The organism is Streptomyces sp. Ac-502, from assembly GCF_045222935.1.
Taxonomy (GTDB): domain Bacteria; phylum Actinomycetota; class Actinomycetes; order Streptomycetales; family Streptomycetaceae; genus Streptomyces; species Streptomyces monomycini.
The window spans coordinates 1,355,789-1,380,879 of sequence record NZ_JBHFFO010000001.1; the positions used below are offsets into that span (position 1 = coordinate 1,355,789).

The following is a 25,091-nucleotide window of genomic DNA, read 5'->3' on the forward strand; positions in this document are numbered from 1 at the left end:
GGTCCGGTCAGCCGAGGATCGAGCGGCCGATGATCTCCTTCATGATCTCGGTGGTGCCTCCGTAAATGGTCTGGATACGGCCGTCGGTGAAGGCCCTGGCGACCGGGTACTCGCTCATGTAGCCGTACCCGCCGTGCAGCTGCAGACAGCGGTCGGCGACGCGCTTCTGGAGTTCGGTGGCCCACCACTTGGCCATCGAGGCGTGCACGGCGGAGAGTTTGCCGTCGGAGTGGTCCACGACGCAGCGGTCCAGGAACTCGCGGGTGACGGCGCACTCGGTGGCCATTTCCGCCACCTCGAAGCGGATGTGCTGGAGCTTGGCGAGCGGCCGGCCGAACGCCTCGCGCTCCTTCACGTACCGCGTGGTGATCTCCAGCAGGTGCTCGGCGGCGGCGATCCCGGCGACCGCGATGCCCATCCGCTCCTGCGCCAGATTGGTCATCAGGTGGACGAACGCGCCGTTCAGCTCGCCGAGGAGGTTCTCCTTGGGCACCCGTACGTCGGTGAAGAACAGCTCGGCGGTGTCCTGCGCCTTCTGGCCGATCTTGTCCAGGTTGCGGCCGCGCTCGAACCCCGGCATGTCCCGCTCGACGACCAGGAGGCTCAGGCCGTGCGCGCCGCCCTCGGGGGTGGTCTTGGCGACGACGATCACCAGGTCGGCGAGGATGCCGTTGGAGATGAACGTCTTGGAACCGTTCAGCAGCCAGTGGTCGCCGCGGTCCTCGGCGGTGGTGCGGACGCCCTGGAGGTCGGAGCCGGCGCCCGGCTCGGTCATGGCGATGGCGGTGATCGTCTCACCGCTGCAGAAACCGGGCAGCCAGCGGCGCTTCTGCTCCTCGGTGGCGAGCTGGGTCAGGTACGGGCCGACGATGTCGTTGTGCAGGCCGACCGCGAGCCCGGCGACGCCGGCCCGGGTGAACTCCTCGGCCAGTACGGCGGCGTAGCGGAAGTCGGGGTTGCCGCCGCCTCCGTACTCCTCGGGGACGGCCAGGCCCAGCAGGCCCTGCTTGCCCGCCGCGCGCCAGGCGTCGCGGCTGACGATGCCGTCCCGCTCCCACCGGTCGTAGTGCGGCAGGACCTCCCGGTCGAGGAAGGTCCGTACGGTGCGGCGGAATGCGTCGTGGTCCTCGGTGAAGATCCGGCGTTCCAGCTGCGCGGTCATCGCGGGGTGCCTCCTCGGGGCCGGCGGTGGGTCAGGGGTGTGTCCATCAGCCGTCCGCCCTTGAGGGGCCGGAACCGGCGTCGGCGGCCCGGGTGCCGTCCGGCCAGGCCGTCCCGCGGCCTGGCCCGGACGCCGGGTCGCGGCGGTCGGTGAGCGCCGGGACGTCCCAGTCGCGGGCCACGTCGACGGTGTCGGCGCCGGGCTGGGCCGGCGGCCGGCGGATCGTGCCGGGGGTGGCGGAGAAGCGCGGGGCCGGTGCGGGCTGGGTGATGCCGCCGTGGTCGGCGAAGGTGCCGCGGGCGGCGAGGTGCGGATGGCCGGGGGCCTCGCGCAGCGAGAGGACCGGCGCCACGCAGGCGTCGGACGCCTCGAAGACGGCCGTCCACTCCGCACGGGTACGGGTCTTGAAGCGGGCGGCGATGGCGGCCCGCAGATCTTCCCAGGCGGCGAGGTCGTCGCGGGCGGGCGCCTCGTCCTCGATGCCGAGCAGCCGGACGAACTCGCCGTAGAAGCGCTGCTCCAGGGCGCCGACCGCCATGTGGCCGCCGTCGGCGGTCTCGTACGTGCCGTAGAACGGCGCCGCGCCGTCGAGGAGGTTGGCGCCGCGGCGGTCCTGCCAGCCGCCCGCGGCGAGCATGGCGTGGATCATCGCGGTGAGGTGGGCGGTGCCGTCGACGATGGCCGCGTCCACGACCTGGCCGCGGCCGCCGTCGGTCTGGGCGTGCCGGAGCGCGGCCAGGACGCCGACGACCAGGTAGAGGGAGCCGCCCGCGTAGTCGCCGAGCAGGTTGGCGGGGACGGCGGGCGGGCCTCCGGGCGGGCCGATCATGCCGAGCGCGCCGGTGACGGCGATGTAGCCGATGTCGTGTCCGGCGGTCCCGGCCAGCGGTCCCTGCTGGCCCCAGCCGGTCATCCGGCCGTACACCAGCCGGGGGTTGCGCTCCAGGCAGGCGTCCGGGCCGATGCCGAGGCGCTCGGCGACGCCGGGGCGGTACCCCTCGATCAGGATGTCGGCGCGCTCCACGAGGGCCAGCACCTGGCCGGGGCCCGCGGCGGACTTCAGGTCCACCAGCACGGAGCGTTTGTTGCGGTTGGTGAGGTCGTAGGCCGGGTCGACGCCGAGGCCGGAGCCGCCGGGCCGGTCGACGCGCACCACGTCGGCGCCGAGGTCGGCCAGGAGCATCGCGGCGAACGGGCCGGGCCCGATACCGGCCAGCTCCACCACGCGCACCCCGCTCAGCGGGCCGTTCCCTGTCCCTGCCATCGGGCCCCCTGAGCTCCGCAGCACTGTGACACTTCTGATGTAACACTCGCGATGTTAAGAACGTGTTCCACTTTCCACAAGCCCCCACGGCAACGGACCGGTACGGAAAAAGCCCGTGGCGGTGGTGGTCAACTCCCACCGCCGCCACGGGCCTTCACGCGTCACCTCACCAGCGGCGCGCTCCCCGTCGGGACCGGCGATGGACCCGTACACGGATATGGACCGCCGCACCATCGCCACCACCCCTTCCCGCGCCGGACCGGCCGTCCGCCGGTCATCGTGCGACCGGTCACCGGTCGCCATGAGAACCACGCTAGCGGCGACCACTGACAACGGCCCGTAAGCCGGTCACGGAGGGACAATGGCCGAATGCCTCACACGCACCTCGCATCCCCGTTGTTCGACGTCAGCCATGGTCAGGGCCTCCGCCAGTTCGCCGAACTGGCGCTGGCGCTGGTCCTGTCCTCCCTCATCGGGCTGGAGCGGCAGGTCCAGCAGAAGAGCGCGGGGCTGCGCACCCACACCCTCGTGGGTGTGGGCAGCGCGCTCTTCATGGAGGTGTCGGTCCACGGCTTCTACGCGCTGCTGGGCACGGACGGCGTCGCGCTGGACCCGTCCCGGGTGGCCGCGCAGATCGTCTCGGGCATCGGCTTCATCGGCGGCGGCCTGATCTTCGTCAAGAAGGACGCGGTACGGGGCCTGACGACCGCCGCGACGATCTGGCTGACCTGCGCCATCGGCATGGCCTGCGGCGGCGGCCTGCCCCTGCTGGCCCTGGGCGCGACCCTGGTCCACTTCCTCGTCGTCCGCGGGTTCCCGAAGCTGTTCTCGGGGCGGCGGCGTGCGCCGTTCATCGAGCGCGTCGAACTGCGCCTGAGCTACCGTGCACAGCACGGCCTGCTGGGCCGGATGCTGGAGATGTGCACCAGCAGCGGCTTCCAGGTGACCGACGTCCAGGTGGAGACGGGCTCGGACGACCAGGTGCCGGCCGAGGTGCTGCTCCGGCTGGAGGGCCCGGGCTCGGCGCACCCGCTCGTGGAACAGCTGACGGAGCTGGACGGCGTGCGCGGGGTGTCCCTGGGGCGGGAGTCGGACCGTACGGAGTGACAGACCGTACGGAGTGACAGCCGGAAACAGCGGACAGGGAACCGGGGAGGCGGCGTGGTGAGCACGGTCTGGCAGGACACCGACCCGGGGGTGCTCCGGCTGCCCTCCGGACGCACGGTCCGGGGCCGCGGCCTGCGCCGCCCGCTGCCGCCGGGCCCGGCACCGGACTTCGCCGTGTACCTGCTCGGTAAGGAGCCGCCCGAGGTCCCCTGGGAGGCGCGCTGGCTGCGCTGGCCCGACTTCCGGCTGCCGAGCGACCGCGCCCGGGCACGTGAACTCTTCGCCGAGGTCTGGGAACGCGCGGAGACGGAACGCGTCGAGGTCGCCTGCGGAGGCGGCCGCGGCCGTACCGGCACGGCCCTCGCCTGCATCGCCGTACTGGACGGGGTACCGGCCGCCCAGGCGGTGGACTTCGTCCGCGGCTCCTACGACCACCGCGCCGTCGAGACACCCTGGCAGCGGCGCTACGTACGTCACTTCGGGCACTGACGGCCGGACCCACCCGCCGCACCCGCACCCGCATCCGTATCCGCCCCGGACCCGGCGGGCACCAGATGGTCCCCCACCGTGCCGCGGTGCAGCAGGCGCGCGAGCCGCACCGGTACGTCACCGCCCACCAGGACGATGACCACCAGCGTCAGCCCGAAGGTGAGGACGGCCAGCGCCCGGCCCAGTGACATGCCCTCGGCGAGCCGGGCGCCGAGCATTGGGGCGACCGCCCCGCCGAGCGCGCCAACGTTGTAGACGAAGCCGAGCGACGCCGCGCGGACCGCGGTCGGGAAGTGCCCGGCGAGGTACTTGGGCAGGATGCCCGAGATGCCCTGGCTCAGGGCGAGCAGCCCGAAGAGCAGGACCCCCAGGCCGATGAGGCTGTCCTGAACGGCGAACACGGGGAAGACGAACCCGAGGGAGAGCAGCAGCGTCCCGGCGTACGCGCGTCGGGTGCCGAACCGGTCCCCCATGAAACCGGCCAGCCAGCAGCCCGCCATCGCCCCGAAACCGGCGTAGAACATCACGTCCGCGACCTGGGCGGGCGCGTACCCCAGTTCGGTCTTGAGGTAGGTGGGCAGCAGGGCCTGGACGGGCCAGCTGTACAGGAACGCGCAGAACACGGTGAACGTCAGGGACACGTACAGCACCCAGCCGCGCCGCCCGCCGAGCTGGACGGCGAAGGCGGTCAGGCAGAGCACGGCGAGCGCCGCGAGCAAGGGAACGTGTCCCACCCCGGCCGGGGTGAAGACGCAGAAGAGAGCGGCGGACGCGACCGCCGCGAGCAAGAAGTTGAGCCGCCGTCTGGCGCGTCCGGCGAACAGCGGACCGAAGGGGCGAGGACGCGCTCCGGCCGCTTCCACCTCGGCGCTCCAGTCGCCCGCCTCCGGGAGCGACCTGCGGACCCAGAGCGCCACCAGTACGGGCAGCACCCCGATCCAGAACATCCAGCGCCAGCCCCAGTGGGGCACGACCCACTGGTACAGCTGGGCGGCCAGGACCGTGCCGCCCGCGTAGCCGGATATGAGGAAGCCGGAGGCCCGGTTGCGCAAGGGCGCGGGCCAGCTCTCCAGGACGTACGTGGCACTGGCGCTGTACTCCCCCGCCATGCCCATGCCGATGACCAGCCGGGCGGCGAACAGGCTGGTGTAGTCCCAGGCGAAGCCGCAGGCGAAGGTGCCGAGGGAGTACAGGAGGATGCTGGCGATCATCGCGGCCTTGCGCCCGTACCGGTCGCCCGCCGCGCCGAGGAGTGCCCCGCCGAGCCAGCGGGTGATGAACGCGCCGGACACCAGGGAGGCCGCACCGGCCGTGCTCAGTCCGAACGTGTCGGCGATCTCGGTCAGTACCAGGGTGATCAGGACGAAGTCGAAGCCGTCCAGGAGATAGCCCACCCAGGCCGCCAGCATCGCCTTCCACTGGCGGGGCGTCACCTGCCGGTACCAGGGCGGGCGCCGCGCCCGGCGCCGGGGGCCCTGCGCGGGGCGCGCCCTCACAGCAGTCCGGCTTCTTCCAGACACCGCCGGACCGTGCCGACGGCGGCCTCGTCCAGCGGGAGCTGGGGCGGTGCGGTGGCCGGACAGTCGATCACGCCCTGGAGGTGCAGGGCCGCCTTGAAGGCGCCCAGGGCGGAGGAGTTGCGGCCCATCACCGCCGGGTCGCCCGCGTCGGTGAGGGCGAAGAGGGCGGCCAGCCGGTCCTGTTCGGCGGCGGCCTCGCGCCAGCGGCCCGCCGCGGCGTGCTCGTGGAGTCGTACGTAGCCGTGCGGGTCGACGTTGCCGAGGCCGGGGACGACGCCGTGGGCGCCCGCCAGCAGGGCGCCGTCCACGGTCAGTTCGGACCCGGTGAGTACGGAGAAGTCCGGCACCTGGGTGCGGACGCGCACCAGGAGGCGTCGCAGCGCCCCGTCCTCGCCGCTGCTGTCCTTCAGGCCGGCCAGCACACCGTCCCGGGCGAGCGTGACCACGGTGTCGGCGGACAGTTTGGTGTGCACGGCCATCGGGATGTCGTAGGCGAACAGCGGCAGGTCCGCGCCTTCGCGTACCCGGGTGAAGTGGTCGGCGATCTCGGCGGGGTGGGTGCGGGTGTAGAAGGGCGCGGTGGCCACGATCGCGTCGGCGCCCAGGCTCCGGGCGGCGCGGGCGTGGTCCAGGACCCGGGCGGTCGTCATGTCGATGGCCCCGGCCAGTACGGGCAGCCGTCCCCCGGCCGCCTCGGCCACCGTCTCGATGACGGTGCGGCGCTGCGCGTCGGTCAAGAAAGCGGCCTCGCCGCTGGAGCCGAGGACGAACAGCCCGCTCACCCCGGCACCGGCCAGCCGGGTGGCGAGCGCGGCCAGTGAGCGGGTGTCGACCCGGCCGTCCGGGGTCAGCGGGGTGCACAGCGGCGGGACGACGCCGGTGAGCGGTGTGGGGAGGCGGGCGGGGCGGGGCGCGGGGGCTGCGCGGGAGGGAGCATCGGTGACCAGCTTTCTGCTCGTGCCGCGTGCCGTGCGGGGGGCGCGGCCTGGCCGGGACCGTCGCGGCTGCGCCGCGCCGTTGCGGCCGGTTAAGACCGTGACGGTCAGTCAGGACCGTCCGGCCGCTCGGGACCGTGACCGCCGATCGGGACCGTGCGGCGATCCGGGACAGCCACGGCCGCCCGGCCAGGAACATTCCGGACGTCGGACGTCCCATGGTGGCGGACGTGCGGGTGAATGTGGACCAGCCGCCCTGGCGTGTCAAGACCGCCTGCGCAGGGCTCCTCGTTGACGGGAGACCGGCCGCTGCCTAGCGTGGCGCCGCACCGGCTGGCGCCACGGCCGGGGAACCGATGCGGAGGCATGCGTGGGCGCACGGCAGGACACCGCGGCTCGACCCCACGACCTGGTGCTGTTCGGCGCCACCGGATTCGTGGGCCGGCTGACCGCCGCCTACCTGGCTCGGCACGCTCCCGAGGGCTGCCGCTGGGCGCTGGCCGGCCGCGACCGCGGGAAGCTCGACCGGCTGCGGGACGACCTGGCGCGGACCGATCCGGCCTGTGCCGATCTGCCCCTGCTGTGTGCCGACACCGAGGACCCCGGCTCGCTGCGCACCCTCGCCGCGAGCACCCGCGTGCTCGCCACGACCGTCGGTCCGTACCTCAGTTACGGGGACGCGCTGGTCGCCGCGTGCGCGGAGGCGGGTACGGACTACGCCGACCTGACCGGTGAGGCGGAGTTCGTCGACCGGACCTACGTGCGCTACGACGCGGCGGCGCGGGCGTCCGGCGCCCGCCTCGTGCATGCCTGCGGCTTCGACTGCGTACCGCCCGACCTCGGCGTGCACTTCACCGTCGGCCAGTTGCCGTCCGGTGTGCCGCTGCGCGTCGACGGCTTCATACGGAGCAACGGCTCCGTCTCCGGAGGCACGCTGGCCTCCGCGCTGACGGCGGCCTCGCGTCCGCTCGGTATGGTGCGCGCCGCCCGCGACCGGCAGCGTCTGGAGGGGCGGCCCGCGGACCGTACCGTACGGGCGCCACTCGGACGGCCGTACCGCGACGGCGTCGTACGGGCGTGGGCCGTGCCGCTGCCGACGCTCGACCCTCAGGTGGTCGCGCGCTCGGCGGCCGGACTGGAGCGGTACGGGCCCGACTTCACCTACCGTCACTTCGCCGCCGTCAAGTGGCTGCCGGTCGCCGTGGGCGGCGTGCTGGGCGCGGGCGCCGCGTGCGCGGTCGCGCAGGTGCCACCCGCGCGCCGCTGGCTGTCGGCGCGGCTGGCCCCGGGCGCGGGGCCGGACGAGGAGCGCCGGGCGCGCAGTACGTTCTCCGTGCGGTTCGTCGGCGAGGGCGGCGGCCGGCGCGTCCTGACGGAGGTCTCGGGCGGCGACCCGGGCTACGACGAGACGGCGAAGATCTTCGCGGAGTCGGCGCTGAGCCTGGCCTTCGACGACCTGCCCGCGACGTCCGGGCAGGTGACCACGGCGGTCGCGATGGGTGACGCCCTGACCGGGCGGCTGCGGCGGGCGGGCATCACGTTCCGGGTGGTCGCCGAATCCACGTCGGGAGCGGGCCGGGCGGACTGACGGGGGCTGACGGGCGGCCCGACAGGGGGCTGGCGGGCTGCCTGACAGGAGGTCGGCGAGGTGCCTGACCGGTGGCCGTCAGCCGGCACGCGCCTCCGTCAGGGCGCGCCGGCACAGTGCGTCGGCGGCCCGGGTCGTCTCGGGGATGCGGTAGCGGGGCGTCAGGTGGAGGGTGTGCGCGCAGGCCCGGTCGAGGTCGATGCGGTGGCCCACGGACACGAAGACCGGCTTGACGCCCTTCTGTGTGCGCAGCGCCCGCCCGACCACCTCGTCACAGCCGTCGGTGGTGCCGTCGAGCAGGGGTGAGGAGGCGCCGCGTTCCTCGCCCGGCAGGTCGTACCGCGCGGTGAAGGGGTTCTTGGCGACCCCGATGGTGGGCAGGCCGGTGAGCACGCCGAGGTGACTGGCGAGGCCGAAGCGGCGCGGGTGGGCGAGTCCGTAGCCGTCGCAGACCACCAGGTCGGGCGTGCGGCCGAGGCGGCGGAGGGCGTCCACCACCGTGGGGATCTCCCGGAAGGCCAGCAGCCCCGGCACGTACGGGAAGGAGACCCGGCCCACCGCTGTGGCCTCCTCCACGACCGCGAGGGTGACGCCGTCCAGGGCGACGGCCGCCGCGGCCACCAGGTCGTGTGCGTCGTCGTAGGCGACGTCCACCCCGACGACCGTCCCGGCGAAGCCGGGCTCGGGCCCGGACTGCGCGCTGCGTACCCGGGCACGCAGCCGGTCCTGGGTCGCGAGCGCCCCGGCCTCGTCGGTGGGCCAGTGGGCCAGTTCGTCATCGAGGGAGATCGCGGCGTCGTTCGTCATGGTGGGGCCACGGTAGCGAACGAGCGGGCGGGAAAGTCACTGTGGGCTGGAGGGGGCGGCCGGTGCTGGCCCCGGAATGGCGCGAGCTGCGGCCGGCCGGCCGGTGACCTGGAACGGGTCCGGCGGGCGTGCCGTACCGGAACCGGTCACGCGGCCGGCGGCGGCGCCGATCTCGGCAGGCTCTCCAGCAGGGTGCCGAGCGCGCCGGTGACCAGCGCGCAGACGGCGTCCGGGTCGGCGTCGGCCAGCGGCTGCTTGCCGACGACCACCCGCATCAGGCCGATGCCGAGCATCCACGACAGGGCGAGGTCGGCGCGCAGCCCGCGGTCGTCGGCGGTGCTGAGCGTGGCGAGCACCCGCGCGTAGTCGTCCCCCATCTCCCGTACGGCGGTGGTGATCTCGTCGCTGTCGCCGATGGAGCGCAGGAAGGTCTCCAGGGCACGGTCCCCCGGGTCCGCGCCGCGGTGGCCGAGCATGCCGCGCAGCGCCGCCTCGAACAGCTCGCCGGGCGGTGTGCTGTGCAGCTGCTCCTGGCCGCCGAGCGCCACCACCTCGCCGAACAGGGCCTTCTTCGACCCGAAGTAGCGGAAGAGCAGGGCCTGGTTGACTCCGGCCCGCTCCGCGATGTCGCGTACGGTCGCCCGCTCGTAGCCCCGCTCGGCGAACAGCGCGGCCGCCGCCTCCAAGAGCAGCAGGCGGGTGCCCTGGGCCCCACGGCGTCGGGTGGCGCCGCCCGTTTCCGGCACCGGGCCGGGTGCGTGCGGTGCGCGGTCCGGGCCGGGTACGGCCGGCGCGTGGCCCCGGCCGGGTACGTCCGACGCCGGTTCCGTACCGGATACGTCCGGCGTGTGGTCCGTACCGAATACGTCCGGCGCGTGGTCCGTACCGGGCACCGGCCCGGCCATCGGCTCGTTCCCGTCCATCGGCGTACTCCTCTCGTCCCTTTTCGCGTCCGCGGGGCCCGACACCCCGCCAAGCCGGAGATCACGCAAGGCCGTTGACCGTACCAAGAACACCCCTCTACTTTGTAAGCAGCTGCTTACATGAGGGAGGCCCCGGTGACCACAGCCGACACGATGCCCCTTGCCTACCCGTTCAACGAACCCGACGGACTGGCCCTGTCCGACACCTACGAGCAGATCCGCGACCAGCCGGGACTGCTGCGGGTACAGATGGCGTACGGCGAACCGGCCTGGCTCGCCACCCGCTACGCCGACGCGCGGCTGGTCCTCGGCGACCGGCGCTTCAGCCGCGCGGAAGGGCTCGACCACGACGAACCGCGGCAGGCCGAAGGCCAGCGCAACAGCGGGATCCTGAGCATGGACCCGCCCGACCACACCCGGCTGCGCACCCTCGTCGCCAAGGCGTTCACCGTCCATCAGGTGGAGAAGCTGCGGCCGTGGGTGCGGGAGCTGACCCACCAGCTGATCGACGAACTGGAGGCCGCGGGGCCGCCCGTCGACCTCGTGGACCGCTACGCCCTGCCCATCCCGGTCGCGGTCATCTGCCGGATGCTCGGCGTGCCCGAGGAGGACCGGCCCAAGTTCCGTACGTGGAGCGACGCGGCGCTGTCCACCAGCTCCCTGACGGCCGAGGAGTTCGAGGCCAACCGGGAGGAACTGCGCGCCTACATGGCGAAGTTGATCGAGGATCACCGCGTCACGCCGCGGGATGACATCATGACGCGGCTGATCGAGGCCCGGGACGTCGGCGACCGGCTCTCCGAGCTGGAGCTGATCGACCTGTGCGTCGGCATCCTGGTCGCCGGACACGAGACCACGGCCACCCAGATCCCCAATTTCGTCCTGTCGCTCCTGGACCACCCCGGCGAACTGGCACGGCTTCGCGCGGAACCCGCGCTCGTCAAGAGCGCCGTCGAGGAACTGCTGCGCTTCGTACCGCTGGGCAGCGGCGCGGCCTTCCCCCGCTACCCCACCGAGGACATCGAGATAGGCGGCACGCTCGTCCGTGCGGGTGAACCGGTCCTGGTCGCCGTGGGCGCGGCCAACCGTGACGCGCTGCGGTTCGACGAGCCGGGCACCCTCGACATCGCCCGCGACGGCAACCAGCACCTCGGCTTCGGGCACGGGGTGCACCACTGCCTCGGCGCGCCGCTGGCCCGGCTGGAGCTCCAGGAGGCGCTGATCGCCCTGATCACCCGCTTCCCCGGGCTGCGCCTCGCGGGGGACGTGGTGTGGAAGGACCAGATGCTGGTCCGCGGCCCGCGCGAGATGCCGGTGGGGTGGTGAGCCGGATGACCTGGAAAGTCGCGATCGACGGGTCGCAGTGCATGGCGTCCGGCATGTGCGCCGGCATCGCCCCCGACGTCTTCGTCCTGGACGGGACGCACGCCCGGCCGCTGAAAGAGGAGATTGCCGAGAACGAGGACGCGCTGGACGCGGCCGACTCCTGTCCGGCCATGGCGATCCTGATCCAGGACGGGGACACGGTGGTGGGGCCGCGGCCGTGACGGGACGGGCGGCACGGCCGGTGGGCCGGTTCGCGGGCGGGGTGGTTCGCCACCGGCCCCGAACGGCCTACGCCGGCGCGGCCACCCCTCACCCGTCTGTCCCCGCCCGGCGCGAGCAGATCGCCGACCGCGTGTCGGCGCAATGACCTGCCGCAACGCCGACCGGTACGGGCCGACACGCCGGAGGGAGGCACCATACCTGACGAAGCCTCACCGGGCGGGGACGGCGCGCCGAGGCTTATCTCAAATGCGTCAGCGCGGATCCATCCGATCCACCGCGGCGCACCCGTGCCGCCTCCGCGCTGCCGGAGGATCAACCATGCGTTCCACTCGCATCATCGCGGCTTCCGGCCTGACCATCGCCGCTCTGGGCCTGTCGACCGGCGCCGCGCTCGCCAAGCCGGTGGCCACCACCAGCCCGAAGCTCGTCGGTCCCGGCGGATCCGTCACCGTCACCGTCACCTGCGACACGGGCAAGGCCCAGCGCATCGCCGCCTCCTCGCAGGGCTTCCGCAGCGGCACGATCTGGCTCCACCGCACCCACAAGCACGGTAAGACGTACCGCGGTACCGCCCGGGTGGCGTCCCAGCTGACCGGCGGCCCGAATCACCTGGGCCGCTACACGTCCTGGGGCGTCAACGGCGACTGCCCGGACGGCAAGCAGTGGATGACCACCTTCAAGACGGACGCCAGGCTGCCGCACGGCAAGGTGCACACGGGCGTCGGCAGCACCAGCAAGGACTCCAACACCACGGAGATCGTCGCGGGTGCCGCGGTCCTGGCCACCGCGGCGGTCGGCGGCACCTACTTCCTGCGCCGCCGCCAGAACAACCAGTCCTGAGCGCCCGGCTCCCTTGTTCCACGGCGCTTCGGGCCGCTGTGCCCGTGCCGGGTCCCCCCTCCCGGCCCGGCGGGGCACAGCGGCTCAAGCATCCGGCGGCCGTACGGGGCTGCGGGCTGCGGGCCGCATGGTGATCGTCACTGCCTACCATGGCACTCATGTTCGTACTTGAGCTGACCTACACCGCGCCGCTGGAGCGCGTCGACGCCGCCCTGCCCGACCACGTGGCATGGCTGAAGAAGCACTACGCGGCCGGGCACTTCCTGGCCGCCGGACGCAAGGTGCCGCGCGACGGCGGCGTCATCCTCGCGTCCGTCGCGGACCGGGCGACGGCCGAGCGGATCGTGGCGGAGGACCCCTTCACGATCGCGGGCGTCTGTGACTACCGGATCACCGAGTTCGTGGCGACCACGACGGCGCCGGAGCTGGAGCCCTACAAGGAACAGCTGCCGCCCTCCTGAGCGAGCAGCACGCCGATCTCCTCGTGCAGCGCGGTCGGCACCTCGGTCCCCCACCGCGCCGCCGCCTCACCGGCCAGTTCCCGGCTCCACTGCCAGCCGGCCCGCGCCGCCGTCCGTACGGCCGGGAGCACGGCGGGAGCAGTGGCCGCCGTGTAACGGTCGCGGTCGGCGGCCGGCAGGTCCTGTTCCAGAGCGCGGCTGGGGGTGAGCCAGTGTGTGGTGGAGCCACGCAGCAGGCGGCACAGCTGGAGCTGCTGCGGGGCGACGACCGAGTGCATCAGGGCGTGTGCGCGGGCCGTCTCGCCGCGCTTCAGGACGTGGGCGAGCATCAGCGTCCAGTTGGTGAGCTCGTCGGTGAGCTGCTGCGCGGTCGGGCCCGGCTCGGGCGGGCAGGGGTCGGCAAGACGGCGGGCCGCGGCGGTCAGCCGTCCGCCGCGGTCCAGCAGGACGGCGGCGCCGGGGTCCGGCAGATGGACCATGCCGCGCCAGGTGGGCACCTCGTCGATGCCCGGCCCGGCGGCCACGAGGTGGAACTCGCCGCGCATCAGGTCGTCGAAGACGACGGCCAGGATGCCGTACATGTTGGTGTAGGCCAGCTTCAGCGGGGCGATACGGCTGACGAAGTCCCGGCCGTCGAAGGTGTCGGCGTGCGCGTCGCGGACGTACAGGTACGCCTCGATGTCGGAGTGGGCGTCGGCCTCACCGAGGGTCCACGAGCCGTAGAGCAGGACGCCCTCCAGCCGGGGCTCGGCCTCGGCCAGCTCGCGCAGGCGCGCGACGCGGCGGTCGAGGGCGGGGCAGGACGAGACGGGTGTGCGCGGCATGGTGGTGTCTCCTGAGCAGGTGTACGGACATACGGACGGACGCCACCGGCCCGGCTGCCTTCGCCGGGCCGGTGGCTCTGAACTCACGTCCGTCTGCTCAGACGAAAATGCCCATGGGCCGATCGTACGGGCCGTGGCCGGAGCGGGACCAGCGGTTTTCCGCGCGCGGGACGGCCGGACGGAAGCCGGACGGCCCGCTGCGCACCGGCAGCCGGCCGCGCCGCTACGGGACCGGGGTGGGCCAGCGCCCCCCGTTGAGCCAGAAGCCCTGGAACTGGCTACACGTTTGACCTGCACCAGGGGTTACGCACGCCCCCATCCATCACACGCCTCCCACCTGGTGTGATGACGGGTGACTAGGTGGGATGGGTTGAGACGTAGCGAGATTTCTACACCTCCCTGTATGCTCCCTGCGCTGTGGATCTCCCTGCGCGCTCCCTGGAAAACTGCGTCGCCACCAGCACGTCTACGCAACGAAACCGCCCCCGGCGGGAAGCCGGGGGCGGCGGGTGGAACGTCTACGGCGAGCAGGGCCCGCCCAAGCCGCCCGGACGGTACGGCAGGCCATGACGCTGAGCATGGCGGCGGCGCTCCTCTTCCATCTCAAGGACGCAGGTCTGGCACGCCCTGATCTGGTAGACGTCACCGATAGGCGCGAGCACCTCCCCCAGGAGCGTCGTGGGCACGTTGCGGGAGGCGCACCGGAAGCAGTCGCCGTCGGCCCATTGGTAGAGGTTGAGTACGTAGGCGCTACGGGTCATGCACGCCCCCGCGCCACACGCCGGTGTGGTTCTGACTGCAATGCTCATCCTGTCCAGTGCCCCCGTGGTAGCTCTCTGGTGTCGTCTCCAGCTGCTGCGTCTTCGCGCCCGGCTCGCAAGATCTGAACGAGTACCTGTTGATGAGTGAACGACCACTCTGGCATATGCGCCAGGTGTGAGCCGAGTCCCCTGGTGCGCTCGATCTACACCCCGCGTGAATCTGTCACGCGCCGTGCGAGCTGCCACCTGGACCGCGAGGCATCAGGTCGCGCAGCGCGGCGGGGTCGGTGAGCAGCGGCCGGTCCTCGGGGTGCAGACGCCAGAACAGGCGCTGGCTGCGCTGCTGGAGGCCGGGTACGTACAGCTGCCCGTCGGGGCGGGCACCGTCCCAAGGCGGCAACTGGCGCTCGGCGGCGGTGCCGGGCGGTACGAGCCAGGTCATCGTCGGCCAGCTGCGGTGATTGTCTTCGATGACGGCGCCGGAGCCGAGGCCGAGTGCGGCGAGGAGCTGCTGGCCGACTGGTCGCGGTACGCACACGACGTCGGCGTCGAGCGCGGAGATGTCCGTTATGACTCTGAGGCCGGCGCCGCGGGGAATCCAGGCGGGAAGCGACGCTGTCGGCTGGAGACTGCTGACTCTACGATCGTCCATGATGACCTGCCTGCTCGGGTCGTCCGTGCCCCCGGGCCGTTCGCGCGGTCGCGGGGGTGTTTCATGACTGTACCGCTTCATGAAGCGGTATAGAGCGGTAGGCCGCTACCTGGTGGTCTGCGCAGCTCAGGGCCGGTCTACGGTGCTGCCATGGCTGATGATCATGGGGTGCCGCCGGTGGATCCGTCCCGGCCGGTCTACGTGTACGTACAGGTGGCCGATCACATCGCCGGACGGATCGCGTCGGGCGAGCTGCGCCCAGGCGCCCGCCTGCAGGGCGAGCGGGATCTCGCCGAGGAGTACGGGGTGGCGGTCGGGACGGCACGCCGCGCAATCCAGGAGCTGCGGGACCGCGGGCTCGCGGTGACGCTGCCAGCCAAGGGCACGTTCATCGTGGAGCAGCCCACTGGCGAATAGGGATGGGCGCCTGTCAGTGCCCGCCCGTAAGATCCCCGGCATGACGGCCACCGAGGCGAACGAGGCGATTCGCGCGTTCATGTCGGCGCGCGCCGACCGTCCGCTGTGGCCGGAGGAGCAGGCGGAGTACGAGGCGCTGCTGGAGGCGTGGGCGGCGGCGGTGCGCGGGGATTTGGCCATGGCCGCGTAGTATCAGCCAGTGGCTATCGAACTCACAGACGATTTGATCAGGCTGGAGACGGCCGCCTGGGCCGAGATCCAGGCCGGGACGCTCACCACCGACACCGCCGAGGCCGTTCAGGCCGCCATCACCACGCACGCCGCGGCGACCGGCGAGAGCCGGTACGAGGTCGAGCGAGAGCTGAAGCGCAAGGTGCGGCACCCCGAGCCCGACGGCGAGTAGCTACGGCCGCCACTCTTGCCGGTAGTCCGGGTGGTCGGCGTAGGGCAGGGCCATGTACTGGATCTGGCGAAGGACTGCACTCTCCGCGAGGATGTACGCCTCGTGGTCTTTGGTTAGCGTCCGCACCTGCTCGTAGTGGTCGACGGCCTGCCGCTTGGCTTCGACCTCGGCGAGGACGCGGGCCGGGTCGTGGCGGATGATGTGGTCCCGCTCGCGCGCCCACACGAACTTCACCCGGGGGATGCCGTTGGTGTCCCAGATCCCTGCTTCGCCATCCGGGCTGGGCACCCACCGTGGAGCGGGCTTGCCGCGCTTCATGCTGGCCAGGACGTTGACGCCCAGGGCAGCGCGCGCCGGCGCCTCGTCTTCGTCGAGCCGGTCGCGCAGGAACTGCACCAGGTCCACGGGTTCCTCCAGGTAGCCGTCCGCCCCGCGCGGTCGCTGTTCCGGCGGGGCGGTTCGAGCAGCACTCCCAGCATGAGTGCACACATTGAATGTGTTGAGTCGAGGGTACGGGCGGGCACTGACAACGAGGGCGGCCCCGCCGCACGGGGGAACGCGACGGGGCCTGGCCCGAGTCTGGCAGAACGATGGCACTCTCGCGGGCTCCGTGCAGATGCGCCCCGCCCCGCCCTCCCGCAGGCTGGTTCCATGGCCGCGCGCATCGTCATCCAGGAGCCGTCACCGACGGGCGGGCGGCGGGTGCGTGTCGACGGCACGATCCTCGGGTTGGCGCACAGCGACCGGGACGTGACCGAGTTCTTGCGGCGGGCCGGGCTGCCCGACGCCGAGCACCTGCTCGACGACCCGGCATGGGTGGAGTGGCGCGGCGGCCGGCCGCACGACTACGGCGGGCCGAGCCTCAGCAGCGCGTGAACGGTGTGGCGCAAGGGGCTGACAGCGACCGGCGCCCCGGTCTACGGTGTGCTCGCGGCCGGTGAGCGTTCGCAGCGCCCTTCGGGGTGTGGGACTTAAAGCCCACCTCACCGGCCGTTTCGGCGTGCCGCTGGCTACCCGGCGAGCGCCTTCTTCAGCTTCGCCGCCTCGGGCCCGCTGTCTTTCGCGGGCATCGTCCAGCGGTAGGTCTTGCCCTCTCCGTCGGTGTAGACGAGCTGTCCGCCGTGCTGGGCCTTCGTCAGGTCGAACGCCTGGCTGCGCCACTGGTAGCTGCCCAGTGCCACAGCGCCCGAGCCGAGGAATCCGTCGGGGGTAACGCTGGTGGCGTCACCGTCCATGGTGGAAACGGCCTGCCCATCCGGTGCGATCCACTGCCAGCCGGCGTTCTCGGCCGGCACGGTCTCGGCCGCGGCGACCGCGGTGGCGCTCTTCGCCTTGTACGCCACGACGGCGTAGCTCCCGTTGACTGGGGTCTGGCCGGTGCCGGTCGGTACGTACACAACGCTGGTCGGGGTGATGTCCAGGACGCCACCGCCGTCCCCTTCGACGGGGTGGGCCGCCCCGGCGGTGTGCGCCGTCTTGCCCAGCGCCAGCGCCTTGACCTCTGGCGGCGTCGGCGGAGCGCTGGCCGCGGGCGGGGTGCTGCCCTCCTTCTCGTCGGGAGCCCCGCTGCTGCCACAGGCAGTGAGGGATAGGCAGGCAGCGGCCAGGACGGTGACAGCGGGTGTGATGCGCATGGTTCCCCCGGGTGTCTGGTGACGTGACGGCACCGTACCGACGCGGGCGGGCAAGGGATACGGTGCGGAACGCTCTTGTGACACGAAAATGCCCCGCCGCCTGCCGGAGCAGGGGCGGGGCGTGGTCACCTGTCCTTCTTCTTGTGCTTGATCCACCGGGTGACGGTGTCGACGGTGCCCGTGTCGAGGCGGGCGAGGGCGGTGACGGCCTGCTCGTCGGCCGCGGTCCTCTCGACTCCGATGTCCGCCAGGGCGGCGTCGATGAGGGCCGCGTTCTCTGCGGGCCTCGGGTCTGGCTGCGGCGGACGCGGCTGCTCGGGCGGCGACGGAGCGGGCGGCGGGTCGACGACGCCCAGTCGCACCAGCGAGGCGATGTCCCCCGCGGTCTCGTCGACGCGCGGCTCGGCGGGCCGCGGGGCGGGCTGATCGGGCATGGTTATCTTCGCTTCTGTTCCGGAGCCATAGCCGGGCTCTGGGTTGTCGGGTTCGGGCTGGGCTGCGGGGCCCCGTCGCGGCGACAGATCAGGGCGTCGGGGTCGTCGGCGGGCGGCTGGAGGCTGTAGCCGTCCGGGCAGGCCGGGCCCGCGGGCCCCCGCTCGCCGGGCTCACCCTGCTGCCCCTTCTCGCCCTGTGGTCCGGCCGGTCCGGGCTCGCCCGGAATGCCGGCGGGACCGGTCGGGCCGACGGCACCATCCGCTCCGTCCGCTCCGGGACTGCCTGCGGCGCCGGGCTGGCCCGGTGCTCCGGTGGCGCTGTCTCCGTCCGTACCGTCGTCGCCGTCGGTGCCGTTCTTTCCTGCGGCTCCCGGCCGTCCGGTGGGTCCGGGTGAACCTGCCTCCCCTGGGGCCCGCGGGGGCCGACGAGACCGGCAGTGCCGCGCGATCCGGGCGGGCCCGCGATCGGTTTCGCGCCGAGCCCCTGGACCTGCCGCGCGAGGGCGTCGCGCGCCCCGTTCGCGGTCTGCAGCTCGCCGTGCAGTGCGACGACCTGTACGGCGAGCCAGGCCATGCCGCCGAAGAACAGCAGGGCGGTGACCACGGCAAGCCATTCGGCGCGCGGCAGCCGTCCGGCGGTCTTGTGCTGGATGCTCACTTCGCGATCACCGCCCACACCGCGATCGCCGCGGCCATCAGGCCCATCAGCACAGGCACGATCATCTGATAGAGGCGCGCCTGCCGTTCGCGCTCACGCCGGTCACGTTCCGCCAATCGGTACTGCTCAAAGTCCCGCTCCAACGCCTCCCGCGCGTCCTCGGCCTTCTGCAGATCCTGGCTCAGGGCGGTGATGCGCTGGTCGGTGTACGCGGACTGCAGGCTGTAGACCTCGGTGGACACGACCTTGTCCAGGCGGGAGTTGATGCCCTGCCCCATTGCCTGGATCTCCTGGCGCAAGGCGCCGACCGCGCGCCCGAGTTCGCCCACAGACAGCTCGTCGGGCACGGCATCAGAGTCCCTGGACGGGCGGCTCACTCGGGACCGGACGCGGGGTGTGCCGGGCCTGCCAGCTGGCCAGATACGTGACCGCGGTGGGCACGAGTGCGACGATGACGGCCTGCAGCCAGCCGGGCAGCGGGTCCAGCAGGGTGCTGTCGGCGGAGACGGCGTTGAGGACCGCGAGGACCAGGGAAGCGACGAAGGTCGTGGCGGTGGCCGCCTTCACCTTCGCCTCGACGGGTGCGTTAGTGGCCATGCCGGAGCCTCTCACTTGTCGGTGCTGGTCTGGTCGGTGAGCTTCTTCAGCAGGGCTTCGATGCGGTCGAGCCGGTCGAGGAGGGTGACCTGGCGGTGGTCGGCGTAGCGCACGTAGGTGCCGGCCTGCCGGGTGTTGTCGCCCTCCTTGATGATCGGGTTGATCAGCTCGTGCGCCCAGATGCGCCGGATATCCTCGTCGCTGAGTGTCACGTCGTTCTCCTCGGGAGTAGTAGGTGTGCCGCCGGGCTTCCCGGCGAGGCGCCGGGCGACCCGGGCGCGCATGTCGGGCATGGTGAAACCGCGAGGGTCGATCTTGTCGGCGGACCACTCCAGGTGGCCGATCGCCGACTTGGCCGACCAGCCGTGCGCCCGGCAGATGGCGGCCGAGACGCGCTCGATGGCGTCGAGCTGGGCATCTGGCCAGGGGTCCTTGCCGTCGCCGCGGTTGATGCACTCGAAGCCGTAGAACCTGCTGTTGCCGTCCGTGCCGTTCGTGTTGCCCTTCGTCGGGCGGGATGGGGCGGCGCCGTAGGACTCGTCGGTGACCTGCTGTAGGACGCGCGGGTCGCCGCCGCCGGCGTGGTTCGCGCGGCCATAGCCGACGAGGTGTACGACGCCCGCCTTGTCGATGACGCCGTGGCACAGCGGGCCGGGCAGGCTGCTGTAGCCGTCGCGGCAGAACTGTACGGACGACGTGGTCCCGGAGGACACGGTGTGGTGGATGATGACGCCGTTGACCGGGCCCCACGCGCCCTTCGAGTTCCGGTTGTGGGTCCGCCAGTTGCCGACCTCGACGACCTTGACGCCCTCAGCCCGGAGTGCGGCGAGGAACGCGGCAGCGGACAGGGGTGTGGCCATCATGCCTCCTCGTATGTCGCGGCGAAGATGTCCGACCTGCAGGGGTAGTGCTCGCCCTGCACGCCACGGATGATCCAGTCGCCTGGGGATGCGGTCATGTCGCCTTCGAGAGTGTGGATGACGATGCCGTCGTGCACGCCGCGGCCGGGGCCGGGCAGCTTGGTCTCCTCGACCTTGCCGGTCTGTCCCATGAAGGCGGCGACCTCGTCGCGATTGGTGCCGTCGTAACGGACGGCGTCGACCTCGATGGGCTTCTTGCGGTACCGGGCCATGGGGCCTCCGGGCATGAGAAAGGCCCCGGCTCGGCGGGGCGTGGAGTGCGGGGAGATTTTCGCGGCGCCGAGAAAAGCGCTGCTCAGAGGCTGTAGAACAAGCCGTTCAGGCTGATCCACGGCGGGGTGATGCGCTCGGTGGCGTTGCTGGCCGTGGTGCCGATGATTTTCAGGTGGCCGTCCGGCTGCGCGTCCAGCTTCAGCGACAGCGAGTCCGAGGTGACCGCGGAGCAGGCGGCGGGCACGGTCCGCAGCGATCCGGGCCGGGCCGCGGACGGCAGTGCCGTGCTGGTGATGATGCCGCCGTTGGCGATCGTGGCTGGGCTGCCGGAGTACGTGATGTCGATGCCGCCCTGCAGCATCACCGTGATCTCCCCGAACAGGTTGACCACGCGATACTGCGCGCTCCCGTTCGAGTTGCCGTTGTGCGCAAACCCCGAGGCCAGGGGGATCGTCGTCCACGCCGAGGTGCCCGCGGCGAGCACGACCCATGCCGTCCCGTCGTAGCCGGTGAACAGCTTCTCGGCGGTCAGGAAGGCGACCATGCCCGCGACCGGGCTGGTGATGGCGGCGTTGCGGGCGGACGCGGACGCGAACCGCATCACCGACCGCGGCACCAGGCCCGTCGCCAGATTGCTGGCCAACGTCTCCATGTTCGGGGCATCGGTCAGCGACGCGATCTGCACGCCCTGCCCGTAGGCGTCGGTGGTGGGCATCAGGCCCCCGGCGCCGGGAGGAGAGTCACGTCGTGGCCGCCGGTGTAGGAGAGGGTGGCGCGCGTCTCGTGCGTGCCCCCGGCGTCGGTGAGCTGCTCGGCGGCGTAGTCGGCGACGGTCTGTGTGATCCGGTCGAGTAGTTCGGTGGTGAGGCCCTGGCCGCGGCCGTCGAGCCAGAGCTGGGAGGTGTAGGAGAAGAGCGGGTTGTCGGTCTGCAGGTCGATGACGCGGACCCAGTGGGTGAGCGTCTCCGGGACGTACCCGTCGGTGGGGTGTGGCACGAGGGCTCCTAGGTAAGTCGGTACTGCACGCCGTCCAGGGCGGCCCACGTGGCGTTGCCCGCGTAGTCCTGGATTTGCAGCGTGCCGGTGGCGTTGACGTCGAGGACGCCGTGGATGGCGGACGCGACTTCGGTCGGGAAGCGGCTCTTCGATGCGGGCACGATGGCCGCGGGCAGGGTGCACAGGGTCTGCGGCTGCCCTGCGCTGACGGGGGCCTTCGCGAGCCCGCTCAAGGACACGGTTCCGTCGCCGTTGATGCGGTAGGACGGCGCCCAGTACGGCGTGCCGTAGGTCGTCCAGCCGCCCGAGAGGGTGAGCGGCTGCCATGTGCCAGCGGCTGTCGCGGGAGCAGTGCAGCCGTGGGCGAGCCAGTTGCCCGAGCTGGAGACGCTGACGACGATCGTGTCCCCTGCGGCCGGGGAGAGGTAGGTAGCCATGCGGCGGGCGATGATGCCGTCCGTCGTGGTGATGGTGCCGTCCGTGCCGACGGTAGCGACGACGGCGAGGCGCCAGTCCGCGCCGCGCACGGCCGGGCTGGTGGCGCCCGCCTGGATGGCCTGCTGCTGGAGGGCGTCGGCGAGGTCGGCGTGGACCGCGATGTCGCTGCTGGCCATCAGGCGTCCTCCTTCGCGGCGATCGTGGTGATCGGGAAGTCGCCGCCGACGTCGAGCGGGACGCTGAGGCTCTGGATCTGGTGAAGCTCGCGGGTGCCGTCCGGGTAGACGACACGGATCACGTCGCCGGGCTCCAATGCGGGGTTCGGCAGCGACGAGAGATCGCCGCTGGAGTTCGGTGACTTCGCGGCCCGCAGCTTCAGCCGGGCAGCGCCCTCCGCTGCGACCGTGCTGGTCAGGGTGGCGCTGGTATAGAAAGTGGGCCGGTGCCCGAACGAGCCGCCCCAGTAGGTAGGGCTGGTCGGTTCGTCATCGACGACGAGCGCCGACACGGGGGCGACGTTCGTCTCGGTGTTCTCGCCGCGCGCAAGCACGCCGTTGAAAACCTTGTCGCTGGTCATGCCGCGGTCGGCCTTGATGTAGGCGCCTCCGTCCCCCGCCGCCACCGTCCAGGCGGGGGTGGTGGTGAGCAAGTCGGGCAGCTCGGCGACGACGAAGACGCCGTCCGGGTCCGCGTACACCTCGGCGCCGATCGCCGCCGCACACTCCTGCACCGCAGCCCACGGATCACCCTCAACGTCCCAGGTCCGCGGGCCGATGACGGCGTCCACCGCCCTGTTCACGACCGTGGCGTCCGGGATGGAGCGCTGGATGAGCGCGGTGACGGCACCTACCGCTGTGCCGGACGCGCGGTACGGCGCAGTGAAGCGGTCGTCGGTCACGATCGCTTCGAGGCCCTTGCCGGCCAGCGTGACCGGCCCCTCGTCGACGTCGCCCTCGACGGAGTCCAGGCGGAACACCCCGAGGGGCGCCAGCTCGCGCGAGCCGTCGCCGTACTGGACGCCGCGGCTGATGCGCAGCCGGGCGCCGTACACGCTGAGCTTGTCGCTCGGGGTGCGCGGGATCAGCGAGGTGTCGGTGATGGTGACCGTGCAGGTACGGCGGATCGCCTGCCCGCGGTCTACCGTCACCGACCCGCCGGTCACCTCCAGCGGCTCGACGCGTCCGTCCGTGCGGAAGAGGGCGACCTCGGTGGCGGGCGTGTGGGACTCGGTGAGGGCGGCCAGGAACCGCTCGGTGACCGGGTACACCGATCACCCCCTGCGTCGGTCGAACAGCAGATCTTCACCGGTCTCGTAGCTGCCGAGAACGTCAGCCCAGGTGGCGAACTCGCTCAAGAGGTCCTGCCACGTGCGGCCCGCCGTGCCGCCCACACCGACCGTGACGGGCATGTCTGCCGCGGTGAGCGGGAGTTTCCACTCCCGCCAGGGCTCCTGCGCCGGGCCGCCGATCCGTCCCTCGCTGGTCTCGCCGACGTTGACGTACATGTCGTCCACGCCCATGCCGGGTGCGGCCTGCCAGAGCAAGACGTTGCCGGAGTCGAGCAGCCAGTTCAGCCGCTTCCGCTCGTCGTCGGTGCGCGTCCAGATCGACAGATCGCCTTCCTGGCCACCACGCACATCCGACAGGATCACGGCGTTGCGGCGACCCTTGACCCGGTAGGCGGCCCGCTCGATCGATCGCGACCAGTCGGGGGCCTTCTCGACCAGCACCTTCGTGTTCCGCTGCGGCTGACCTGGATCTTTCAGCCAGGCTTCCTGCGGATCGCCGGGGTCGATGGTGACGGTTTCGGTGGTGCGGATCTGGATGCTGCCGCCGGCCGCCGGAACGATCTCGACGCGGTAGGCGACCGGCACCCCGAGCGGCGCCTCATAGTCCTCGATCACCATCAGGTCGGAGGTGATGACGGCCTTGTCGAGGAGCCCGGCCGGGCCGCGGACAAGGGTCTGGCTGCCGTCCTGCCCGGTCCGGTAGACCGTGATGAGGTAGCCGATCGGCAGCTCGCGCAGGGTGAGCGTGATGGCCGCCGCGGTGTCGTCGACGTCCACGTGCTGGAGTGGCAGCGCCGGCCACAGCGAGGCCACGTCCAGCCGGAGCACGCTACTGGCGCTGGTGGCGGTGAGCGTCCACTCGATCGCCGCCTGCGTGGCTCCGGTCGGCGCGACCCAGTCGTTGGTCAGGATCCACCAGCCCGAGGCCGGCACCGCGCTCGACGCGGCGCTGGACAAGCCGAGGCTCGTACCTCCTGCGTCGTACCAGCGGATGCCGCGCACCGCCGTCCAGCCGCCCGCTGTGACCTGGCTGTACAGCTCAGATCGCCAGTTCAGGCCGACGCCCGGGGTGAGCGGGAAGAGCGGGGAGCGCAGGGTGGAGGCGGTGGCGGTCGCGCTGGTGACGGTGAGCGCGTAGGAGCCGTCGACACCGTAGGCGCCCCACGGCGTGCTGCGTGCGATGGTGGCCGCGCCGGACGTGACGGCCCAGCCGCCCGCGTCCTGCTCGAAGCTGGTGCTGCGGTACGGGATGACCGTGCCCGCGCGGGCCGTCGGTGCGACGATGACCGAGGTCTGCTCCAGGCGCAGCACCTGACCGGCGCTCGCGCCCCCGATGCCCGCGGCCACGCCACACGTCGCCGCGGTCGCCGGGGCCACGGCCGAGACCCGCTGCCGGTACCAGCCGGTTCCCGGCGCGGCGAGCGAGCCGCGCGAGACACCGACCTGCGCGCCGCTGGTGTCGTAGAAGCGCAGCTCGATCCACGTGTCTGCCGCCGCGGTCGGCGGGTTGAGGTAGGCGTAGGCCAGATACTCGGTGCCCGGCGTGACGACCGGCCGCTCGGCGCTGATGGCCGACGCGTTGCCCGCGGCCGTGGCGGTGACCGCGATGACGTGACCGCCCACCGAATACGCGGTCGCCGACCAGGTCACCGGCGGCGCCTGTCGGGACACCGTGGCGTTCGTCTCGGCCGTCCAGCCGGAGCTGTCGACCTCGGTGGTCTCCGCGTTGAAGCCGAGGAGGTTGCCGACCGTGCGTTGCGGCAATCCCAGGTAGCCGTTCTCCCAGAAATGGGTCACGTTCCCCGCGGCGGGCGTCGAGGACAGCAGTACCTGTGCCCGCGCGGCGTTCACCGGCGCGGCCCCGGCCACGCTCACCCGGTGCCACGAAGCCGAGGCAGCCGACGTGGTCAGCGACCACGTGATGCTGATCTCCGCGTTGGCCGCGGTCAGCCAGCGGATACCGATGCGCTCCGGCACGCTGCCCGACGAATCCGCGAAGGTGTGGTACACCGTGCCCGGCACGACCGGGTACGAGGAGACGGTGCGGGCCTGCATCTCGCCCGCGGCCACCGACTTCACCGTCAGGACGCCGTCGCCGTTCCGCCCGCCCGAGCCCAGCGACAGCGTGCAGTTCAGCTTGCTGATCCAGCCGGAGGTGTTCGGGTCGACGCTCTCCGTCGTGCTGGACAGCATGTTGCCGGGGATCGCCACG

Annotated in this window: 33 protein-coding genes; 12 read left to right on the forward strand and 21 right to left on the reverse strand. The window is 72.2% G+C overall.

What is annotated here, in order from left to right:
• Window positions 1-7: 7 nt before the first annotated feature.
• Window positions 8-1,150 (reverse strand): acyl-CoA dehydrogenase family protein, encoded by a 1,143-nt coding sequence (locus ACEXOX_RS05870; RefSeq protein WP_406526244.1) that lies wholly within the window; start codon window positions 1,148-1,150, stop codon window positions 8-10.
• Between the two features lie 58 nt (window positions 1,151-1,208).
• Window positions 1,209-2,426: a CaiB/BaiF CoA transferase family protein gene (locus ACEXOX_RS05875; RefSeq protein WP_406519379.1), complete on the reverse strand. Its 1,218-nt coding sequence runs from the start codon at window positions 2,424-2,426 to the stop codon at window positions 1,209-1,211.
• Window positions 2,427-2,795: 369 nt separating this feature from the next.
• Here ACEXOX_RS05875 and ACEXOX_RS05880 point away from each other — a divergent pair, with 369 nt between their 5' ends.
• Window positions 2,796-3,533 carry an MgtC/SapB family protein gene (locus tag ACEXOX_RS05880; RefSeq protein ID WP_406519380.1) on the forward strand — a complete coding sequence of 246 codons (738 nt, stop codon included), beginning with the start codon at window positions 2,796-2,798 and terminating at the stop codon, window positions 3,531-3,533.
• Between the two features lie 57 nt (window positions 3,534-3,590).
• A complete protein-coding gene (locus ACEXOX_RS05885; RefSeq protein ID WP_406526245.1) occupies window positions 3,591-4,022 on the forward strand; it encodes a protein-tyrosine phosphatase family protein in 432 nt (143 codons plus the stop codon).
• Here the strand turns inward: ACEXOX_RS05885 and ACEXOX_RS05890 are convergent.
• Window positions 4,007-5,518, reverse strand: a complete 1,512-nt coding sequence (locus ACEXOX_RS05890; protein ID WP_406519381.1) for a sialate:H+ symport family MFS transporter — start codon at window positions 5,516-5,518, stop codon at window positions 4,007-4,009. The genes ACEXOX_RS05885 and ACEXOX_RS05890 overlap by 16 nt on opposite strands.
• Entirely contained in the window at window positions 5,515-6,489 is a 975-nt protein-coding gene (locus ACEXOX_RS05895) for a dihydrodipicolinate synthase family protein (RefSeq protein ID WP_406526246.1), read from the reverse strand. Before ACEXOX_RS05895 ends, ACEXOX_RS05890 begins: the two co-directional genes overlap by 4 nt.
• A gap of 358 nt (window positions 6,490-6,847) precedes the next feature.
• On the opposite strand from ACEXOX_RS05895, the gene ACEXOX_RS05900 reads away from it, so the two are divergent.
• Complete coding sequence (locus ACEXOX_RS05900) at window positions 6,848-8,065, forward strand: saccharopine dehydrogenase family protein (protein WP_406519382.1); 1,218 nt, start codon at window positions 6,848-6,850, stop codon at window positions 8,063-8,065.
• A 78-nt stretch (window positions 8,066-8,143) separates the two neighbouring features.
• On the opposite strand, the gene ACEXOX_RS05905 is transcribed toward ACEXOX_RS05900, so the two are convergent.
• Together ACEXOX_RS05905 and ACEXOX_RS05910 are read right to left on the reverse strand one after the other, a co-directional pair.
• On the reverse strand, window positions 8,144-8,872 hold the full coding sequence (locus ACEXOX_RS05905) for an endonuclease V (RefSeq protein WP_406519383.1): 729 nt from the start codon (window positions 8,870-8,872) through the stop codon (window positions 8,144-8,146).
• 146 nt (window positions 8,873-9,018) lie between these two features.
• Entirely contained in the window at window positions 9,019-9,618 is a 600-nt protein-coding gene (locus ACEXOX_RS05910; RefSeq protein WP_406526247.1) for a TetR family transcriptional regulator, read from the reverse strand.
• A 312-nt stretch (window positions 9,619-9,930) separates the two neighbouring features.
• Here ACEXOX_RS05910 and ACEXOX_RS05915 point away from each other — a divergent pair, with 312 nt between their 5' ends.
• The 4 genes from ACEXOX_RS05915 to ACEXOX_RS05930 all read left to right on the forward strand — a co-directional run bounded on the left by ACEXOX_RS05915 (window position 9,931) and on the right by ACEXOX_RS05930 (window position 12,644).
• Complete coding sequence (locus ACEXOX_RS05915; RefSeq protein WP_406519384.1) at window positions 9,931-11,121, forward strand: cytochrome P450; 1,191 nt, start codon at window positions 9,931-9,933, stop codon at window positions 11,119-11,121.
• 5 nt (window positions 11,122-11,126) lie between these two features.
• Window positions 11,127-11,342, forward strand: coding sequence for a ferredoxin (locus ACEXOX_RS05920; RefSeq protein ID WP_406519385.1), 216 nt, complete (start codon window positions 11,127-11,129; stop codon window positions 11,340-11,342).
• A 319-nt stretch (window positions 11,343-11,661) separates the two neighbouring features.
• Entirely contained in the window at window positions 11,662-12,183 is a 522-nt protein-coding gene (locus tag ACEXOX_RS05925; protein ID WP_406519386.1) for a hypothetical protein, read from the forward strand.
• A gap of 158 nt (window positions 12,184-12,341) precedes the next feature.
• Window positions 12,342-12,644 (forward strand): YciI family protein, encoded by a 303-nt coding sequence (locus tag ACEXOX_RS05930; RefSeq protein ID WP_406519387.1) that lies wholly within the window; start codon window positions 12,342-12,344, stop codon window positions 12,642-12,644.
• On the opposite strand, the gene ACEXOX_RS05935 is transcribed toward ACEXOX_RS05930, so the two are convergent.
• From ACEXOX_RS05935 to ACEXOX_RS05945, 3 genes are all read right to left on the reverse strand, one after another.
• The gene (locus ACEXOX_RS05935) at window positions 12,617-13,468 is read right to left on the reverse strand and encodes a nucleotidyltransferase domain-containing protein (RefSeq protein WP_406519388.1); all 852 of its coding nucleotides are present in this window, start codon (window positions 13,466-13,468) and stop codon (window positions 12,617-12,619) included. The two genes, ACEXOX_RS05930 and ACEXOX_RS05935, sit on opposite strands and share 28 nt — an antisense overlap.
• Window positions 13,469-13,986: 518 nt before the next feature.
• A complete protein-coding gene (locus tag ACEXOX_RS05940) occupies window positions 13,987-14,229 on the reverse strand; it encodes a hypothetical protein (RefSeq protein WP_406519389.1) in 243 nt (80 codons plus the stop codon).
• A 223-nt stretch (window positions 14,230-14,452) separates the two neighbouring features.
• Complete coding sequence (locus tag ACEXOX_RS05945) at window positions 14,453-14,881, reverse strand: hypothetical protein (protein ID WP_406519390.1); 429 nt, start codon at window positions 14,879-14,881, stop codon at window positions 14,453-14,455.
• 150 nt (window positions 14,882-15,031) lie between these two features.
• Between ACEXOX_RS05945 and ACEXOX_RS05950 the strand changes: the two genes are divergently transcribed.
• Genes ACEXOX_RS05950 through ACEXOX_RS05960 form a run of 3 tightly spaced genes read left to right on the forward strand, consistent with a single transcriptional unit; the run spans window position 15,032 to window position 15,701 of the window.
• Window positions 15,032-15,298, forward strand: a complete 267-nt coding sequence (locus tag ACEXOX_RS05950) for a GntR family transcriptional regulator (protein ID WP_406519391.1) — start codon at window positions 15,032-15,034, stop codon at window positions 15,296-15,298.
• A gap of 40 nt (window positions 15,299-15,338) precedes the next feature.
• The gene (locus ACEXOX_RS05955; RefSeq protein WP_406519392.1) at window positions 15,339-15,488 is read left to right on the forward strand and encodes a hypothetical protein; all 150 of its coding nucleotides are present in this window, start codon (window positions 15,339-15,341) and stop codon (window positions 15,486-15,488) included.
• A 9-nt stretch (window positions 15,489-15,497) separates the two neighbouring features.
• Complete coding sequence (locus tag ACEXOX_RS05960) at window positions 15,498-15,701, forward strand: hypothetical protein (protein WP_406519393.1); 204 nt, start codon at window positions 15,498-15,500, stop codon at window positions 15,699-15,701.
• On the opposite strand, the gene ACEXOX_RS05965 is transcribed toward ACEXOX_RS05960, so the two are convergent.
• On the reverse strand, window positions 15,702-16,106 hold the full coding sequence (locus ACEXOX_RS05965; protein WP_406519394.1) for a DUF6221 family protein: 405 nt from the start codon (window positions 16,104-16,106) through the stop codon (window positions 15,702-15,704).
• A 246-nt stretch (window positions 16,107-16,352) separates the two neighbouring features.
• Here ACEXOX_RS05965 and ACEXOX_RS05970 point away from each other — a divergent pair, with 246 nt between their 5' ends.
• Window positions 16,353-16,577, forward strand: coding sequence for a hypothetical protein (locus ACEXOX_RS05970; protein WP_406519395.1), 225 nt, complete (start codon window positions 16,353-16,355; stop codon window positions 16,575-16,577).
• Between the two features lie 134 nt (window positions 16,578-16,711).
• Here ACEXOX_RS05970 and ACEXOX_RS05975 read toward each other — a convergent pair whose 3' ends face one another.
• Together ACEXOX_RS05975 and ACEXOX_RS05980 are read right to left on the reverse strand one after the other, a co-directional pair.
• Entirely contained in the window at window positions 16,712-17,335 is a 624-nt protein-coding gene (locus ACEXOX_RS05975; RefSeq protein ID WP_406519396.1) for a hypothetical protein, read from the reverse strand.
• Between the two features lie 125 nt (window positions 17,336-17,460).
• Complete coding sequence (locus tag ACEXOX_RS05980; RefSeq protein ID WP_406519397.1) at window positions 17,461-17,769, reverse strand: hypothetical protein; 309 nt, start codon at window positions 17,767-17,769, stop codon at window positions 17,461-17,463.
• A 391-nt stretch (window positions 17,770-18,160) separates the two neighbouring features.
• On the opposite strand from ACEXOX_RS05980, the gene ACEXOX_RS05985 reads away from it, so the two are divergent.
• A complete protein-coding gene (locus tag ACEXOX_RS05985) occupies window positions 18,161-18,496 on the forward strand; it encodes a hypothetical protein (RefSeq protein ID WP_406519398.1) in 336 nt (111 codons plus the stop codon).
• On the opposite strand, the gene ACEXOX_RS05990 is transcribed toward ACEXOX_RS05985, so the two are convergent.
• From ACEXOX_RS05990 to ACEXOX_RS06030, 9 genes are all read right to left on the reverse strand, one after another.
• Window positions 18,424-18,774, reverse strand: a complete 351-nt coding sequence (locus ACEXOX_RS05990) for a hypothetical protein (RefSeq protein WP_406519399.1) — start codon at window positions 18,772-18,774, stop codon at window positions 18,424-18,426. The two genes, ACEXOX_RS05985 and ACEXOX_RS05990, sit on opposite strands and share 73 nt — an antisense overlap.
• 4 nt (window positions 18,775-18,778) lie before the next feature.
• Window positions 18,779-19,024 (reverse strand): holin, encoded by a 246-nt coding sequence (locus ACEXOX_RS05995; protein ID WP_406519400.1) that lies wholly within the window; start codon window positions 19,022-19,024, stop codon window positions 18,779-18,781.
• A gap of 11 nt (window positions 19,025-19,035) precedes the next feature.
• A complete protein-coding gene (locus ACEXOX_RS06000) occupies window positions 19,036-19,884 on the reverse strand; it encodes an N-acetylmuramoyl-L-alanine amidase (RefSeq protein ID WP_406526248.1) in 849 nt (282 codons plus the stop codon).
• Window positions 19,884-20,156 (reverse strand): hypothetical protein, encoded by a 273-nt coding sequence (locus tag ACEXOX_RS06005; RefSeq protein WP_406519401.1) that lies wholly within the window; start codon window positions 20,154-20,156, stop codon window positions 19,884-19,886. Before ACEXOX_RS06005 ends, ACEXOX_RS06000 begins: the two co-directional genes overlap by 1 nt.
• A gap of 83 nt (window positions 20,157-20,239) precedes the next feature.
• Window positions 20,240-20,872 carry a hypothetical protein gene (locus ACEXOX_RS06010; protein WP_406519402.1) on the reverse strand — a complete coding sequence of 211 codons (633 nt, stop codon included), beginning with the start codon at window positions 20,870-20,872 and terminating at the stop codon, window positions 20,240-20,242.
• The gene (locus ACEXOX_RS06015) at window positions 20,872-21,153 is read right to left on the reverse strand and encodes a hypothetical protein (RefSeq protein WP_406519403.1); all 282 of its coding nucleotides are present in this window, start codon (window positions 21,151-21,153) and stop codon (window positions 20,872-20,874) included. Before ACEXOX_RS06015 ends, ACEXOX_RS06010 begins: the two co-directional genes overlap by 1 nt.
• Window positions 21,154-21,161: 8 nt before the next feature.
• Window positions 21,162-21,767, reverse strand: coding sequence for a hypothetical protein (locus tag ACEXOX_RS06020; protein ID WP_406519404.1), 606 nt, complete (start codon window positions 21,765-21,767; stop codon window positions 21,162-21,164).
• The gene (locus tag ACEXOX_RS06025; RefSeq protein WP_406519405.1) at window positions 21,767-22,858 is read right to left on the reverse strand and encodes a DUF5047 domain-containing protein; all 1,092 of its coding nucleotides are present in this window, start codon (window positions 22,856-22,858) and stop codon (window positions 21,767-21,769) included. Before ACEXOX_RS06025 ends, ACEXOX_RS06020 begins: the two co-directional genes overlap by 1 nt.
• A 3-nt stretch (window positions 22,859-22,861) precedes the next feature.
• Window positions 22,862-25,090 carry a hypothetical protein gene (locus ACEXOX_RS06030; protein WP_406519406.1) on the reverse strand — a complete coding sequence of 743 codons (2,229 nt, stop codon included), beginning with the start codon at window positions 25,088-25,090 and terminating at the stop codon, window positions 22,862-22,864.
• Window position 25,091: the final 1 nt, after the last annotated feature.